The 16,131-nt window shown below is 58.9% G+C and carries 16 protein-coding genes; 10 read left to right on the top strand and 6 right to left on the bottom strand.

Annotated elements, in window-relative coordinates; translation table 11 throughout:
- Positions 1-62: 62 nt before the first annotated feature.
- Complete coding sequence (locus ADG881_RS01195; RefSeq protein WP_007148471.1) at positions 63-731, bottom strand: DNA-3-methyladenine glycosylase I; 669 nt, start codon at positions 729-731, stop codon at positions 63-65.
- A gap of 108 nt (positions 732-839) precedes the next feature.
- On the opposite strand from ADG881_RS01195, the gene ADG881_RS01190 reads away from it, so the two are divergent.
- Positions 840-2,069, top strand: a complete 1,230-nt coding sequence (locus ADG881_RS01190; RefSeq protein ID WP_007150857.1) for a pyridoxal phosphate-dependent aminotransferase — start codon at positions 840-842, stop codon at positions 2,067-2,069.
- Positions 2,070-2,142: 73 nt separating this feature from the next.
- The gene (locus ADG881_RS01185) at positions 2,143-2,622 is read left to right on the top strand and encodes a hypothetical protein (protein WP_007149298.1); all 480 of its coding nucleotides are present in this window, start codon (positions 2,143-2,145) and stop codon (positions 2,620-2,622) included.
- Between the two features lie 152 nt (positions 2,623-2,774).
- On the opposite strand, the gene ADG881_RS01180 is transcribed toward ADG881_RS01185, so the two are convergent.
- Positions 2,775-3,038, bottom strand: coding sequence for a PepSY domain-containing protein (locus ADG881_RS01180; RefSeq protein WP_039925896.1), 264 nt, complete (start codon positions 3,036-3,038; stop codon positions 2,775-2,777).
- Positions 3,039-3,113: 75 nt separating this feature from the next.
- Positions 3,114-4,070: a class I SAM-dependent methyltransferase gene (locus tag ADG881_RS01175; RefSeq protein WP_007149938.1), complete on the bottom strand. Its 957-nt coding sequence runs from the start codon at positions 4,068-4,070 to the stop codon at positions 3,114-3,116.
- 156 nt (positions 4,071-4,226) lie between these two features.
- Here ADG881_RS01175 and htpX point away from each other — a divergent pair, with 156 nt between their 5' ends.
- Positions 4,227-5,123 carry a protease HtpX gene (gene htpX / locus ADG881_RS01170; protein WP_007149143.1) on the top strand — a complete coding sequence of 299 codons (897 nt, stop codon included), beginning with the start codon at positions 4,227-4,229 and terminating at the stop codon, positions 5,121-5,123.
- Between the two features lie 168 nt (positions 5,124-5,291).
- Here htpX and ADG881_RS01165 read toward each other — a convergent pair whose 3' ends face one another.
- A complete protein-coding gene (locus ADG881_RS01165; RefSeq protein WP_039925894.1) occupies positions 5,292-6,437 on the bottom strand; it encodes an ATP-NAD kinase family protein in 1,146 nt (381 codons plus the stop codon).
- A gap of 93 nt (positions 6,438-6,530) precedes the next feature.
- On the opposite strand from ADG881_RS01165, the gene ADG881_RS17655 reads away from it, so the two are divergent.
- Complete coding sequence (locus tag ADG881_RS17655; RefSeq protein ID WP_196220407.1) at positions 6,531-6,704, top strand: PA1571 family protein; 174 nt, start codon at positions 6,531-6,533, stop codon at positions 6,702-6,704.
- On the opposite strand, the gene ADG881_RS01160 is transcribed toward ADG881_RS17655, so the two are convergent.
- A complete protein-coding gene (locus tag ADG881_RS01160; RefSeq protein WP_007149018.1) occupies positions 6,667-7,794 on the bottom strand; it encodes a 4-phosphoerythronate dehydrogenase in 1,128 nt (375 codons plus the stop codon). The two genes, ADG881_RS17655 and ADG881_RS01160, sit on opposite strands and share 38 nt — an antisense overlap.
- 36 nt (positions 7,795-7,830) lie before the next feature.
- Positions 7,831-8,637 (bottom strand): fructosamine kinase family protein, encoded by an 807-nt coding sequence (locus ADG881_RS01155; RefSeq protein ID WP_083787440.1) that lies wholly within the window; start codon positions 8,635-8,637, stop codon positions 7,831-7,833.
- A gap of 222 nt (positions 8,638-8,859) precedes the next feature.
- Here ADG881_RS01155 and ADG881_RS01150 point away from each other — a divergent pair, with 222 nt between their 5' ends.
- From ADG881_RS01150 to ADG881_RS01125, 6 genes are all read left to right on the top strand, one after another.
- Positions 8,860-9,378: a hypothetical protein gene (locus ADG881_RS01150; protein WP_155135385.1), complete on the top strand. Its 519-nt coding sequence runs from the start codon at positions 8,860-8,862 to the stop codon at positions 9,376-9,378.
- Positions 9,375-11,291: a lipopolysaccharide assembly protein LapB gene (locus ADG881_RS01145; RefSeq protein WP_156790305.1), complete on the top strand. Its 1,917-nt coding sequence runs from the start codon at positions 9,375-9,377 to the stop codon at positions 11,289-11,291. Before ADG881_RS01150 ends, ADG881_RS01145 begins: the two co-directional genes overlap by 4 nt.
- Positions 11,288-14,236, top strand: coding sequence for a tetratricopeptide repeat protein (locus ADG881_RS01140; RefSeq protein ID WP_039925891.1), 2,949 nt, complete (start codon positions 11,288-11,290; stop codon positions 14,234-14,236). The genes ADG881_RS01145 and ADG881_RS01140 overlap by 4 nt, the downstream gene beginning before the upstream one ends.
- Positions 14,217-14,981 carry a tetratricopeptide repeat protein gene (locus ADG881_RS01135; RefSeq protein ID WP_083787439.1) on the top strand — a complete coding sequence of 255 codons (765 nt, stop codon included), beginning with the start codon at positions 14,217-14,219 and terminating at the stop codon, positions 14,979-14,981. Before ADG881_RS01140 ends, ADG881_RS01135 begins: the two co-directional genes overlap by 20 nt.
- Positions 14,981-15,268, top strand: coding sequence for a hypothetical protein (locus ADG881_RS01130; RefSeq protein WP_007150639.1), 288 nt, complete (start codon positions 14,981-14,983; stop codon positions 15,266-15,268). The genes ADG881_RS01135 and ADG881_RS01130 overlap by 1 nt, the downstream gene beginning before the upstream one ends.
- Positions 15,269-15,417: 149 nt before the next feature.
- Complete coding sequence (locus tag ADG881_RS01125) at positions 15,418-16,110, top strand: MotA/TolQ/ExbB proton channel family protein (protein ID WP_007151030.1); 693 nt, start codon at positions 15,418-15,420, stop codon at positions 16,108-16,110.
- Positions 16,111-16,131 lie beyond the last annotated feature (21 nt).

The raw sequence follows: 16,131 nt of genomic DNA, 5'->3' as shown, positions 1-16,131 counted from the left end.
TGTTTTCGCCTGCATCAAGCCAGTCACGACTCTTAATAAAGCACGAGAGTTCCAGGATTGGATCAACCCACGGTAAACGCCAGCACCTTGCTGATATGCGCCTGGGGCCGCCCGCTTTCCGCCTGCCAGGTGTTGAAAGCGGCCTGGACGGCTTTCTGGTCCCGCTGGCTCACCGGGGGTTTGTCGATAATGTTCTGCGCTTTCAGCGCGGCCACCACATCGCCAGTGGGATACCAGGTATCGCGCCCCACCATGCGCAAAAACGCGGCACCGGAATTGCCGCCCAGCTGCTTGCCGCGCTTCTTCAGCAACAGCCACATGCCCACGGTATCGTCCGCCGGCCAGTCCGCCAGCCAGTTCCCCACACTGCCGTACTCTTCGGCCAGGTCGAGCACCAGCTGGGCGTTATGGCGGATCGCTTTCATCTTGCCCCAGTGGCGAATCAAACGGGTGTCCTGCATGCGCTCGTCGAGCATGGAGTCCGGCATCAGCACCAGCTTCTCCGGGTCGAAACCGAAAAAGGCCTCCTCGAATGCCGGCCACTTGTTGTCCACCAGGGAATGTTTCAAACCGGCACGAAAAATACGGCGGGTTAACGCTGACATATAAAACGCATCGTCACGGCCACGCAGAGTTTGTGCATCGGCGACGTCAGGCAGCTGTGACTGCACCGCTTTCAGTGAGCCTTTGCGGTTCACCGCCAGGGCCAGTAAATCCTTGAATGGGGTCACGCTCTACTCCGGTTTGTGCCTTTTGTATGCGGGCGTCAGATATACAGTGAAAAGGACGCATTGTAGAATCACTTCCCTGCCCTCTACGAGTCGACCTGCGGGAACTTCATGACAAGCGATCAATACCACGTCAGCAAATCCGACAAACTCAAAGGCGTATGTTACGACATTCGCGGCCCCGTGCTGCGTGAAGCGCACCGCCTGGAAGACGAAGGCCACCGGGTAATCAAGCTGAATATCGGCAACCCGGCCCCGTTCGGTTTCGAAGCCCCCGAAGAACTGCTTCAGGACGTGATCGCCAATCTGCCGGATTCTACCGGGTATTGCCATTCCAAGGGCCTGTTCCCGGCCCGCAAGGCGGTGATGCAATACACCCAGACCAAGGGCATTGAAGGCGTCACCGTGGATGACGTAATCATCGGCAACGGGGTGTCCGAGCTGATTGTCATGGCCATGCAGGCACTGCTCAACAGCGGCGATGAAGTTCTGCTGCCCGCGCCTGACTACCCGCTATGGACTGCCTCCGTGCGGTTATCCGGTGGCACCCCGGTGCATTACCTGTGCGATGAACAGCAGGACTGGCAGCCGTCTCTGGAAGACATTCGCGCCAAGGTGAACAAGAACACCAAGGCACTGGTGATCATCAACCCGAACAACCCCACCGGTGCCAATTACGAGCCGGCCATGTTGCGCGAGCTGTTGCAGATCGCCCGCGAGAACAACCTGATCGTGTTCGCCGATGAAATCTACGACAAGATTCTCTACGACGGCGAAGAACATACCTCCATCGCCTCCATGGCCGATGATCTGCTGTTCATCACCTTTAACGGCCTGTCCAAGAACTACCGTGCTGCCGGTTTCCGTGCCGGCTGGATGGTTATTTCCGGCGCCAAACACCGGGCGGAAAGCTATATCGAAGGGCTGGATATGCTGGCCAGCATGCGTCTGTGTGCCAATGTGCCCAGCCAGCATGCCATCCAAACGGCACTGGGCGGCTACCAGAGCATTGGTGATCTGGTGCTGCCCACCGGCCGCCTGGGGCGCCAGCGTGATCTGGCCTGGGAAATGCTCGACTCGATTCCCGGCGTTAGCTGCGTGAAACCCAAATCCGCGTTGTACCTGTTCCCAAAGCTGGACCCGAAGGTCTTCCCGTTCGAAGACGATGAAGCCTTTGCGCTGGACCTGCTCCGCGAAGAAAAAGTGCTGATCGTTCAGGGCACCGCCTTCAACTGGCCCGACCCGGACCATTTCCGCGTGGTGTTCCTGCCCCGCCCGGATGACCTGGAAGATTCCATCGGCCGGATTGCCCGTTATCTTGACCGGGCACGCAAGAAGTAACGTATGACTGCGTCAGACGCTGAGCGTCTGACGCCCAAAAAGAACAATACAATGACGTCTGTTAGGTAAGCCCATGTCCCACCTGCATATCGATGATTTCACCCACGATGTGGCCCGCATTCTGATGCAGTGCTACATGAGTTTCCCTCGCCCGGGTGCCTTGTACGTGGAAGATATTATCGGCCCCACCGAGGTGGATGATGTGGGCTTGCACAGCACTCGCCACATGAGCTGCCTGGGTGCCATGCTGTGGCTCGCCGAAGAAGGCTACCTGCGTTACCAGGCCACCATTTTTCAGGAAGGTCTGGAACAAGCCGTCTTGAGCAACCGCGCCTTTGTGCTGCTCACCGCCCTCAGCGATCTACGCTTTGAAGAAACCGATCCGCAACTTCCCGCCACAGTGCAGCTGGAAAAAGCCACGGTTGCCGAACAACTGATTCAGGCGATACGTGCCCAGGATTCAGCTCGCACTACGGCGCTGGTGCGCTACCTGCTGTCGCGCAATCCGCAGCCGGTGGACAAGGATGAGTTCGCCCCGATCGGCGCCAAATAAACCGCGCCACCTTTAAATCACCGCGCACCAACGCAAAAGGCCCACACCATGTGGGCCTTTTGCTGTCGGGACATTTAGCGGGCTTCAGTGAAGCGGAGCGTTGGTGCTCATGGTCTCTCAACGAGGGGGTTCAGTCCCTGCCGTCGACGGCGCTAATCATCCCGGCGATCAGAGAGGATCTTGCCGCTCTTGGGATCTACCTTGAGCTCACGCTTGTTGGTGCCTTTGTACGCCTCGACCTCCAGCTGACCCCGATCAAAGGAAATCTCGGTAATCGGGGAATACCCCTGCTCTTCAATCATTTTGGCCAATTCGGAAATGGGTTTGGCACCCTCTGGCGGCCTTTCATCGGCAAGGCTCAATGGAGACAGGCCCAGAGACGCACCCACCATCACCACAAGAAAAATCTGCTTCATGTCGCTCTCCTTCATCCATAAAGTATCACCCGGTTCACAGGCCATTACACAGATAGCATATCCCTACAGGCCTTGCTACGTACTCTGTCCCCCATCCGCAGACACATCCAGTATCGCGGGCCGCTGGTAACGGTAATGGAGCGTTTTCAGCGCGGGCTCTCCCGCTTCGTCAAAACCACTGGCGCCAGGCAAGCAGGCTTGCAGCTCCGCCCCCGGCAAGTTATCCGCCACACATTGCTCCAGCCAGGCGTAATCCAGCCAGGGCGCATTGAGGCAGATCAGCAGATCGGCCTCCGGTGCCAATAACTTATGCAGTTTACGCAGCATTTTCGGGTAGTCCTTCTCCGCCATAAAGCTGCCTTTCTGGGCACTGGGTGGATCCACCACGATAATGTCGTAGCGCCCCAGGCTATGCAGCTTTTTCCAGCTTCTGAAAATGTTGTGGGGCAAGTAGTGGACCCGGGCATCCTGATAGCCATTCAAGGCGTGGTTCTGCTTGCCCAGGGTCAAGGCGGCATCGGACAGATCAATGTTCACCACAGAGCGTGCCCCTCCCGCCAACGCCGCCACGGAAAAACTGCAGGTGAAACTGAACAGGTTGAGTACCTTGCAACCCTCGGCCCGTTCACGCAGCCAGCTACGCCCCTCCGCCATGTCGGCAAAGAAGCCCAGGTTCTGGCCGCGCTGGAAATCCAGTTTGTAATCCAGCCCCTGCTCTGTGGCGACCGGCCTGTCCGGTAGCTCACCACATATCACCTGGTTCTCAGCCTTGGCATCGTACCGATGCTGGAACACCAATGTCTGACATCCCAAACCTGCCAGCGCCTCGGTAAGGCAGGCTTCCAGTTCTGCCAGCACCGCTTGCTCCTGGGGGCGGAATAGCGTGGCGACCAACACCGGGGGGAAGCGGTCTACGGTGAGCCATTCCAGAGAGGGCACGGTTTTGCCACGACCATGAAAAAGGCGATGTTTTGGCTGGGACGGTGGAACCAGATACGGGGCAAGAAGGTCTGATAACGGAGACGAGAGCATAGGGATCAATACAGGCGCAAAGGTGGACACAGCATGCTGCCGGAAAGCACAGGGGGCTTCCATTCAGCGGGTAAAGGCAGATTATAGCCCAAGCCTTGAACCCTCTGCGCCCCGCCCCCAAATAAATAATTACCTACCTGATGGAGAGTCCCCACGATGATGCGCATCGCGCTTTATCTGCTTACCAACCTGGCGGTTATTGTGGTCGCCAGCATTACCCTTAGCCTGCTTGGCGTTAACAGCTATTTCGCCCAGAGCGGCGGTGGCCTGGACCTGACCAGCCTGCTGATTTTCAGTGCGGTGTTCGGCTTTGCCGGCTCACTGATTTCACTGCTGATATCCAAGCCCATGGCCAAATGGTCCGCCAAGGTGCAGATCATCAAGGAGCCCGGCAACCAGGCGGAGCGCTGGCTGCTGGATACGGTGAAAGAGCTGTCCGACAAGGCGGGCATCAAGATGCCTGAAGTGGGTATTTTTCCGGCTCAGCAATCCAATGCCTTCGCCACCGGCTGGAACAAGAATGATGCGCTGGTGGCGGTTTCCCAGGGGCTGCTAAGCCGTTTTCGCCCCGAGGAAGTCCGCGCGGTGCTGGCCCATGAAATTGGCCACGTGGCCAACGGCGACATGGTGACCCTCAGCCTGATCCAGGGCGTGGTGAACACCTTTGTGATTTTTGCCGCCCGCGTGGTGGGCTATGTGATCGACAGCTTCCTGCGTCGTGACGGTGGCGGCGGCCTGGGCTTCGGTTACTACATCGTGGTGATCGTGGCAGAAATTATCTTCGGCATTGCCGCCAGCACCATCGTGATGAAGTTCTCCCGCTTCCGGGAATACCGGGCCGATGTGGCCGGCGCTCAACTGGCTGACCGACGCGACATGATTTCTGCCCTGCAACGGCTGAAAGCGGAGTCGAAGGTCCCCAACCAGATGCCGGATACCCTGGTGGCTTTCGGCATCAACTCTGGCGTGAAGCAAGGTTTGAAAGCCCTATTCTCTTCGCACCCGCCGCTGGATGACCGCATCGCGGCGCTGCAAGAAAAGCGCCATGGGTGAGAGGTAAAATTGGCAGTTGATAGTGGACCGTTGACAACTGCGCGAACCAACGAGGTTATCCACTAAACGCAAAGAGGCCGCACCCATGGCCATGGGTGCGGCCTCTTTAATTTCAGGACCAATCAACGTTCAAGCGCGAGTTATCAACTGTCCACTCTCAAACCACTATCAACTCTCAATTAAAGACGCATTCGTCCCCACGCGGTAAAGAATCTGATCCTCATACCCGGTCGCCACCGGCCATAACCCGCACAACTGCTTGTCCAGCGCCGCATCGCCACTGTCCACCAGCAACGGTCGCCCTTCCAGCGTTTCCAGTTTGGTTCGCGTAGCCAGTATCTGGATATTTTCTTTGCCCAGGCGGCGAATCAGCTCTGGGCTGAATTGCTGGTTGCCACGGCCAAACAGATGCCCCTGTCCGCCAATCACGGTGATTACGGCTTTGGCCGGCGCATCGCCAATGTGCGCCAGTAACTGCCTGGCCCCCAGATCCGCCGCGACCACCTCGCCATTGCGGACCAAATCCACGCCCAGCAGCGTATTCTCCAGCCCCAGCTGCTCCATCACCACAGCCACTGTGGAGCCGGATCCCATCAGGTACCAGGTGTCGTCTTCCAGACTGTCTGCCACCCAGGCCGCCACTTCGGTAATCACCAGGTCTTCCACTTCCCGGCCGCCGCATTTCACCTGCTGCAGATAACGGGCTTCTGCCGGTACTTGCAGCTCTCCATAGTGACGGGCCTTGACCACGCCCTCGCGGAACGCGGCTTCGTCGATGTCCCGCACCTCAGCACTCTCCAGCGCCACCAGCCCCCCACCGGCCAGCTCCGCCAGCAGACTTCCCGCCGCCTCGGGATTCACCGCATACACGGCAGAATGCATCTTGCAGCCCGCCGGCACGCCCAGCACCGGGGTGCCCAGGCCAATGGCATCCACCAGATCCCGGGCGGTGCCATCGCCACCGGCAAACAGAATCAGTTCAGCCCCGGCCGCTTTCAGTGCGGCAGCAGCGGCACGGGTGTCATCCGGGCTGCTCGGCATGGGCGACTCACCAATCACCGTGCAAGGCACCTTGGCTGCCCGGCAACTGTTCTCGCCCATTTCACCGCCCCAGGTCACAACGGACACATTACTGACGGCTGACAGCGCCTTGAGTGCCCGGCTCATCCGGCCTGGCGCCTGGGGCGTGGCACCGCGACGCAGGGCTTCCTCACGGGTTTGCACCCCGTCGCTGCCTTTCAGCGCAACGCTGCCACCCAGGCCGGCATAAGGGTTGACCAGCACACCGAGACAAAGACCTTGATCAGCTTTCATAAAAGGGTCATATCCAGATACAAAAATAGGCGTTGCTGTCACTGACAACCACTAAGTAAATTTAAAGGCCAACTGCACAGGCAGGGATGACACATGAATCTGAACAACAGCCCTTCAGCATCGCATTTCCACGGCGCGGCCATCATCGATGAGGACGGCCGGGAAATCCCCATTACCGAAGACATGATCCAGCGCGCCTGTGAGCACCTGGAAGATCAGTGGCAATACCCTACCGCGCAATACCATCGGGCTCAAAAAGTCGGCTGATAATCGCCGCCCAGGCGTCCGCGACAGGCCCGTCATGCTGCCAGTGGTGCAGTTCGTGACGGACAGGATACTGTTTACGCAGGCGATCAAAGGCCGCAGCAGGTGCCGCTTCAGTCAAGCTGTCACCCAATCGCCGGTAATCATCGTCCAGCCGATATGCTGCTTGCAGTAACGCCAACAGGTCCGCATCACTCGCCACCGACTGCCGTAACACCGGCACATCCGCCCCAGCAGCCTCTCCCGCCGCTTCCCTGCCCGCCCACTCGCACACCGCGTCATAGAGCATGCGAGTCCCTTTGAGCTTGCCTTCCAGGCTGTAACCCGCAATATGCGGCGAGCCCATCAGAACCTGTTGATACAGCGTCGGCGGCACCGTCGGCTCTTCCTCCCACACATCCAGCACCGTTAACGGCCCGGCACCATCGGCCAGCTGCCGGGACAGCGCCGCATTGTCGATAACCGGCCCGCGACAGGTGTTAATCAGCATCTGTTGCGGCCCCAACCGGGAAAGCCGGGCCTTATCCAGCAGGTGCCAGGTGGCATCATCCCCTGTGCGGGTCAGCGGCACATGCAAGGTGATGATATCGGCATCCAGCACCTGATCCAGCGGGGCCAGGCTCACCGGCCCGGCGTAACCAGCTCGCTCCAGCAGAGGGTCACAGCCGTGCACCGTCATGCCCAGCGCTCCCAGCCAGTCCGCTACGCGACGCCCCACATTCCCCAGGCCAACCACTGCCACCCGGGTTTCCCGCGGACATCGCCCCTGGGCCGCGCACAGCAATAGCACGGATTGCAGCACATATTCCGCCACCGCACGGGCATTACAGCCCGGCGCATGGGCAAACGTAATGCCCGCCTGGGCCAGATACGCCAGATCCACGTGGTCCGTACCAATGGTGGCGGAGCCCACAAAGCGTACCCGCGAACCGGCCAGCAAGGTGGCATCCACACGGGTGACAGACCGCACCAGCAGAATCTCCGCCTCGCCCAGCTGTTCCCGGGTCAGGGTGCGGCCATCCACTCGCTCAACGGTGGCAAAGGCCTCGAAAGGCTCCAAACCGGGCATGTTGGCATCGGCGATAATGTGCATCGGTATCCTTGGGTTAAGCATCAGTATTGGAGCCCGCTATTTCAGCTCCCGGCAAAGCAACCGGGCCATATCGGTAACGGTTGAGGTATAGGGATGACCAAACAGGTTGAAGTGATTCAGCCAGTGATACAGGTCATACACCGGCCACCGTGCCCGTTGCTCCGGTGTCGGCAAATGCCCCTGGTAGCCATGATAAAACGCCTCGGGTGGTCGGCCGAACAAGTTCAGCATGGCCAGATCCACCTGCGGGTCGCCATAATAACAGGCCGGATCGAAGAACACCGGCTCTGCGCCGTCAATTTGGCCCAGATTCCCCATCCACAGGTCCCCGTGCAACAACCCACTGGCAGGCTTGCGCGGCAACCAGTGCGGCAGATGGTCGATAACCCGATGCACGGCCCGGCAGGCCGGCGCCGGCAGCCCCTTCTGCGTTGCCCATTGCAACTGCGGCTGCAGCCGCTGACGGGCAAAAAAACGGGGCCATTCGGCTTCGTCGCGGTTGTGCTGCGGCATGCCACCAATAAAGTTGTCCGCCACACCGCCATAAACCGTGTTTGTGGCCCCGCGGTGAAGCCCGGCCAGGGCTTGCCCGGCAGCCCGCCACCCGGCCTGCCCCAGTGGCTCCAGCACCAGAGCTTCCAGAAACAGCACCCCGCCCGCCTCATCGGCATATCGGCCCTCTACCTGCGGCACCCGTAACCACGGCGCCAAGGCCCGCAACCCGGCTTCTTCCGCTGCCAGCAATGCGGCAGTCGGGTGCATTTTCACAAAGCAACGGCCCCCCGAATGCGTCAGCAAACCGCTATTGGCGGTGTCCCCACCCGCGCCGGATCGATACCGCATCTGCTGGTTCCAGCCTCTTGCGGACAGGGCCCGTCGCAGCACTAGTGGCAAATTCGTATCATTGCTATCCATAAACTTGACTATAGAGGCCTCCGTCGGTGGTGCTAAGGGCCAATCATGACCGATGGTTACCCTTGATTTAAGCCGTTCTTCTGATTACAACTAGGCACTAAAGAATGCCGCGTTGGCGGCCCATAACAACAAAAGAAGCGATCGCCACCCATGAAAGCATTTTTGCCCTTTTGCGGCGCCGTGTTAGTGAGCCTGTGTTCCATTGCCGGTGCGGCTGACGACGATGGCCTGTCCGAGCAGATTCGCCAACTCAAGAGCGAAGCCCTCAACCTGAATCGGGACCTCACCCTGCTGGAGCAGGAATTACTCTACGCCAGCCCGCAGACCAGCATCTTTGTCTCTGTAGACGTGGGCACGCCGATTCGCCTGGTGGACATCAACCTGACCATCGACGGTGACCATGTTGGTTACCACTTTTATTCCGACCAGGAATTCGAAGCGCTCACCAAGGGCGGCATTCAGCGCTTGTATACCGGCAACCTGACCAGTGGTCGCCATGTCATGGAAGCCACCATCACCGGCTACGATCCCCTCGGCAAGGACTACCAGAAAACCACCAGCTACAACTTTACCAAGGGCCCCGGCCGCAAAATGGTGGAAATGCAGGTGGTCGATGACCTGAATAGCCAACAGCACAAATTCGAATTCCGTGAGTGGAATCAGCAATGACACGACCCCGGATGAAACGGTGGCTGTTGTGTTCACTGCTTGCGATTAATCTCTCGCCCGCCCTGGCAGCAAAAGTCGAATTTTTTGATGACGTAGACACCGGCCCGCAGGTTCTCGGCGAGGAAGAGCACCGTTATCTGGCATTCGGTGAAGTCATGTATGACTACTATCGCGAAGCCAACTTCGATGCCATCAACCTTCTGCTGGTCAACCAACAGCAGCAACTTTTCAGTGAAGATACCGACTACGCCGAACTGGTCCTTGGGGATCTCTACGTCACCTACGGCCTGCCGGGCAAAGCCGAAACCATCTTCAACCGGCTGCTGGCCAAGGATATCCTCAGCCGCACCCGCGCCCAGACCTGGCTGCACAAGGCCGCCTTGCATTACCGCGAAGGCAACTACACCGACGCGGCCATGATTCTCGATGGCGAAAACATGAAAGGGCTGGAGCCGGTTGACGAAGCTCGCCGTCGCCTGATGCTGGCCAATATCTTCATGGCCGAGGGGGACTTTACCGGTGCCCTGGACTACCTCCATTCCGTGCCCCTGAATACCGATGAAGGCCGTTACGCCAGCTACAACATGGGCGTGGCGCTGATTCGGGCCGGCCATCAGGCTCAGGGCCTTGAACTGCTTAAATCCTTGCTGTCTGCAGGTGGCAGCAGCGATCAGGCGCTGGCTCTGCGTGACCGGGCCGCCCTGGCGTCGGGCCTGACAGAATTGAAAGACGGCAACCTGGAAAATGCCCGCGCCGATCTGCGCCAGGTACGTAGCGACGGGCCTTTCTCCGAAGATGCCCTGCTTGCACTCGGCCTGGCGAACTACCGCGCCGGCGACGTGAAACGCGCCCTGCCCCTGTGGCTGGAAGCGGTACGTCGCAACAGCAGCCATCCCTCCGTGCAGGAAGCGTTGATGCTGGCCCCCCGTGCCTACGAAGAGCTCGGCGGCCTGCCCCAGGCCCTGTCGGGCTATCAGTATGCTGCCACGCAATACCGCGAGGCCCTTAAGGACATTCAGCGCGCCATCGATAACATCGCCAAACCCGGCTGGTCCGAAGCCTTGCTGCCGGAGGACGAAAACGCGGCCGGCCTGCTGCCGGCCAACACCAACGACATGGCAAAAGGCGGCGAGCTGTCGTATTTATACAAGCTGTTTTCCAGCAACCATTTTGCCCAGCGTTTTGAGCACTACCGGCAAATCCAGCAGATCAAGACCATGGTTGAACACTGGCAGGAATCGCTGCCGGCCTTGCAGCAAAGCTACCAGCAACAGCGTGAGACCCTGAGCCGAAACCTGCCCCATGTTCGCGGGCAGGTTACCGGCTTGATGAGCCGCCAGGAGACGCTCAGCCAGGCCAGCGACCAGCTGGCCAGCCGTATCCCCAACTATGTGGACCTGGAAAAGCCTGCCGATGTAGCCAATGCTGAACAGGCCATCATGTGGAAGAAAGTCGACGCCCTCGCCCACCAATTCGGCCGTATCCCCGGTTCCGACCACAACAACGCCATTCGCCTGCGCCGGGTTCGCGGCCTGCTACTTTGGGATATTGCCCACCAGTCGGTGGAACAACGCGAACAACAAGTGCAAGCTGCAACCCACTTACGCGAAGAAAGCCAGATACTGGCACAACGTATTGCGGCGATAAGCCAACAGATCCGGGACGCCACCCTGCGTACCCGTGACGACGTAGGCCAACGCCTCGCCGCACAAGACCAGAAAATAAAACAAATAAAACACCTGACAGAAGACACCTTGCTGGCCCTGGAGCAAAACATGCAGGCCGACGCCCTCGCCCTGCTCCACGCCAACCAGCAAAAGCTGGCTGACCAGTTGGCCGAGGCACATCTGGCCATTGCCCGCCTGCAGGACTCGTCTGTCTCCGGTGAGAAAAACCAGAGGAAAGGATCGTGAAACGATTTCGCCTGCACAGTCTGGCTGCAGCGATGGTGGCCTTGGGGGGCTGCGCATCCGCACCGCCAAGTGGCACCCTGGAGCAACAGGCCCGTTTCGGGGGAACCACCCTGGCGGACCTGGAAAGCACAGACATTGTCATTGAAGAGCAGCAACTGGAAAGCGCGTCCACCCAGGATGCCCTGAACAGCTACCGTCAGGCGGCTGAACTGTTCGACGATCCGCAACGCCGGGCCAAAACCCTGCGGCGCATGGCCGATCTGGCGTTGGCATCTGCCACCGAGCAGGACATGCAGATTGCCCAGCAGGAAGACGAACAGCTGGAGCAAAAAGTCGACCAGCTCGTCTACGACAACACCATGTCCCAGGTGAATACCACCGACGACACCGAGCGGAAACTGGCCCTGCTGGACCTGGCAGGCACCATGTCCCCCACGCTCGCCGACGAGGATGTGGACTACAGCACGGCGATCCAGCTGTATCAGGAGCTGCTCAACAGCACCAACGATGCCAACGAACGTGCCGAAGCCTACTATCTGCTCTCCAAGGCCTACGCCATGGATGGGGATTTGGACAAGGCCCGCAGCAGCCTGGATTCTCTGGTAGAGCAATACCCCAACAGCGAGTGGGCACTGGAATCCCAGTTCCGACGCGGCGAAATGCTGTTCTCCGAAGGCGACTACGAATACGCAGAAAAAGCCTACGCTGACGTCATCGAACGGGGCGAGCGCAATGAATTCTATAACCAGGCGTTGTACAAGCACGGCTGGAGTTACTACAAACTGGGCGAATACGAACGCGCCCAGGACAGCTTCTTTACCCTGCTGGACAACCTCAATGGCCAGGCCGTGCTGGCGGATAACACCAGCATGGAAAGCAAACTGTTCGTCGATACCCAACGGGTTGTCAGCCTCAGTTTCAGCAACCTGAACGGCGCCAAGTCAGTGAAAGCCTGGTTTGCCCGCAACGGCAACCGGGACTACGAGCCGGCGATTTACCGTACCCTCGGTGACGTCTACCTGAACCAGGAACGTTTCCGCGATGCGGCGGAAACCTACGACATGTTCGTTCAGGTGTACCCGGATTCCCGCCTGGCCCCGGAGTTTTCTACCCTGCAGATCGAGTCTTACCAGAAAGGGGGCTTCCCGACGCTGGTATTGCCGGCCAAAGAAAAATTCATCGACCACTATGGGGTGAACAGCGAGTACTGGAACCGTCACCCGGATATCCGCCAGCAATATGTGGATCTGCTCAAGGGGCATATCCTCGACCTGGCCGAATACCACCATGTGCTCGCCCAGAAATCCGGCAAGCCAGCGGACTACCAGGCGCCAGCACGCTGGTACAAGGAATACCTGGACACGCCCCCCGTCAGCGCCAATCAGGGTGACGTGAACCACCGCTACGCCGATGTGCTGTTCGCCGCCAACGATTACCCGGCTGCGATTGCGCAATTCGAGCGCACCGCCTATGGCTACCCCGAGCACACCACCGGTGGCGACGCTGCCTTCTCCGGCCTGGTTGCCTATCAGAAAATTCTCGATGGCGAGCTGGAACCGGAACAGGCAACCCTGTGGCGCCAACAGAAAATCGCCAGTGCCCAGAAGTTTGGGCAGCACTTCCCGCAACACCCGCAGGCAACCAATGTGTTGCACAACACCGCTGAAGATCAGCTGGCACTGGGTGATGTAGAAGGCGCGGTGAAAACCGCCGGCATTCTGGTCAGCCGCGACCCGGCACCGGCACCGGAAATGCTCCGCTACGGCTGGGCCACCATTGCTAACGGTGAATTCGATCTGGGGCGCTTCAAGGTTTCCGAACTGGCCTACAACAAGCTTTTGCTACTGGAAGAAGTGCCGCCGGAGCAGCGCGCGGAGTACCGCGAAAAACTGGCGCTCAGCATCTACCGCCAGGGCGAACAACAGCGTGATCAGGGCAACCTGGATGTGGCCGCCGCCACCTTCCTGCGCGTTGGCCAGGCGGTACCGGAAGCCGCCGTACGCAAGAATGCCGAATTTGACGCCGCCACCCTGTTCATCCAGCAGCAGCGCAGTGCCGATGCCATTCCGGTCCTGGAAGCCTTCCGTCAGCGTTACCCGAACGATCCGCTGACCGATACCATCCCGGACAAACTGGCAGTGGCCTACGAACAGCAAGGCAACTATACCGCCGCCGCCGGTGAGCTGACCCTGATCGCTGCCAACCATAAAGGCGAGAACGATGAACTGGCCCGCCAGGCCATGTGGCGCGCCGCAGAAATGCAGGACCGGGCCGAGAAGCCGCAAGCGTCCATCGCGCTCTATGAGCAGTACCTGCAGGAATGGCCACAGCCCTATGATTTCCGCTCCGAAGCGCAATTCAGGCTGGTGGAACTGAACCGCAAAACCGCCAACAGCGAGCGGGAAACCTACTGGTTGAAACAACTTGTCACCAGCTACCGGGACGCCGGCAACAATGCCGACGACCGCGTCGCCTGGCTGGCCGCCTATGCCAGCTTTACTCTGGCTGAACCGAACTTCCAGGAGTTCAACCGCATCAAGCTTGAGCAGCCGCTGAAAACCTCTCTGGCCGCCAAGACCACGGTGATGAAAACAGCACTGGCCGATTATCAGGCCGTTGCCCAGATCGGCGTCGCCGAATACGCCACGGCCGCCAATTACAAAATCGGTGAAATGTATCGCGTGCTGGCCAGGGACCTGATCAAGTCGGAACGCCCCAACGGCATGGATGAACTGGAGCTTGAAGAGTACACCATGCTGCTTGAAGACAAGGCCCTGCCCTATGAGGATCAGGCCATCGATATTCTTATCGCCAATGCCAACCTGGTCACCGATGACATCTATGACCAGTGGGTAAAAAAGAGCTTTACCGCGTTAGCAGAGCTGATTCCCGGCCGTTATGCGAAGTTTGAACAGGTTGAGAGCTATGTCGACATTATCTATTAACGCAGCACGCGGCACGCAACACGCAACACGCAGCGCGTTCCTCTTGCTGGCACTACTATTCTCTGGCTGTGCCATCAATCAGGGCGGCGGGCTGGACGGTACCGCCGAAGGCAACACCAGCAAATATGAACAGCAAAAGAGTGGCGGCGCCGCTGCCAACAGCGATGCGGTGCATATTCCACCGGTGCCCCACGACCCCAAAGTCGAGAAAATCGCGCAACAGGCCATGGGCGAATACGCCCGTGCCCTGCAAACCCGCATGGCAGGCAACAATGAACAGGCACTGGTCATGTTCCAGTCTCTGGCCGAACGTTATCCGCAACTGTCCGGCCCGCAGCTCAACATCGGCTTGATACAGATGGAGCTGGAAGATTACGACAAGGCCCAGGCGGCCTTCGAGCAGTCGCTGGCCATCAATGATGCCAACCCCTACGCCCACAATGGGCTGGGCCTGGCCCTGCGCGAGCAAGGCGAATTCGATAACGCCCGCATTCATTATGAGCGTGCCCTGGTGCTTGACCCCAAGTATGCCCGCGCCCATTTCAACCTGGCCGTACTCGGCGAGCTGTACCTGCAGGACATGAACCTGGCGCTCAATCATTTCCGTGCCTACCAGAACCTGCAGAAACTGCCGGACGAAAACGTAGCCAACTGGATTGTCGATCTGGAGCGCCGTGCGCCAGAACAGCCCAGCCAACCGGTGGCCGAAAACGGCTCGACCCTTAACCCCGGGGAGATGAACTGATGCGAAGCCTGTTGACCCTTGCTGCACTGCTGCTGGCCACTGCCAGCCATGCCGCCGATGACTCGAGCGAACCGTCGACCAACGTTATCGGGACCCAGGAGGCACCCACGGTGCTGAACGTGGTGCCCTGGAAAGACCGTGAAGTAAAACTGGAAAAGAAGGATCCCACCTCGTCGTTGCTCAACCGGGTGCTGGAGCCACTGGACCAGGAAGTGCTGATGCGTGAAATCGAGTATCACCAGCTGCTGACCCAGGAACCGGACAATGACGGCCTGTTTCTGGAATAAACAAACACCGTAAATAGCATTAGCGTGCGTGCACGCTTTTTTTCTGATAAAAACGAACACTTTGGGGAAAGGCGCCAGCACGTTCACACCAGCCGAAACGTCGCTGCGCCCAACAATAACGCTAAACAGAAACATCGCAGGAGAAGTTCATGCCCACCACCGCCGCTGCCGCCCAAAATCTGGGTGTCATTGAGACCTCTATCAAATTTATTCAGGATGGCGGGTTCTTCATGTACCCCATTCTGATTGTGTTGGCACTGGGCCTGGCCCTGTCTCTGGAACGCATCATCTACCTCCAGGCCACCAAGGCAAAAAACCAGAAGACCTGGAAAGACGTTTACCCGCTGATTGCCAAGGGCCAGTTCCGCCAGGCGCTGGACGTGGTCAGCAACAGCAACACCGGTATGGCCAAGGTAATCGGTTACGGCCTGGAACGCGCCAAATCCGCCAAGCGTCATGATGATATCGAACTGGCCATGGAAGAAGGCCTTATGGAAATCATTCCGCGCCTGGAAACCCGCACCCCCTATATCGCCACCTTCGCGAACATCGCCACCCTGCTCGGTCTGCTCGGTACCATTCTTGGTCTGATCAGTGCTTTTACCGCGGTCGCCAGTGCTGACCCGGCCCAAAAAGCCGATCTGCTGTCTGCCTCTATCTCTGTCGCCATGAACACCACGGCGTTCGGCCTGATCGCTGCGATCCCCATGTTGTTGGCTTTCGCCTTTATCAATTCCATGACCGGCAAACTGGTCGACAGCATGGAAATGGCCTCGGTGAAATTCGTTAACGTATTCCGCCAGGTTTCTGCCCAGCAAGAGCGCAAGAACGACGGCCAATAAGCCGATTTCTTGTTTTCGCTA

The organism is Alcanivorax sp. DG881 (assembly GCF_000155615.1).
In the GTDB taxonomy this organism is placed as follows: domain Bacteria; phylum Pseudomonadota; class Gammaproteobacteria; order Pseudomonadales; family Alcanivoracaceae; genus Alcanivorax.
This window is presented reverse-complemented; position numbering and strand designations above follow the sequence as displayed.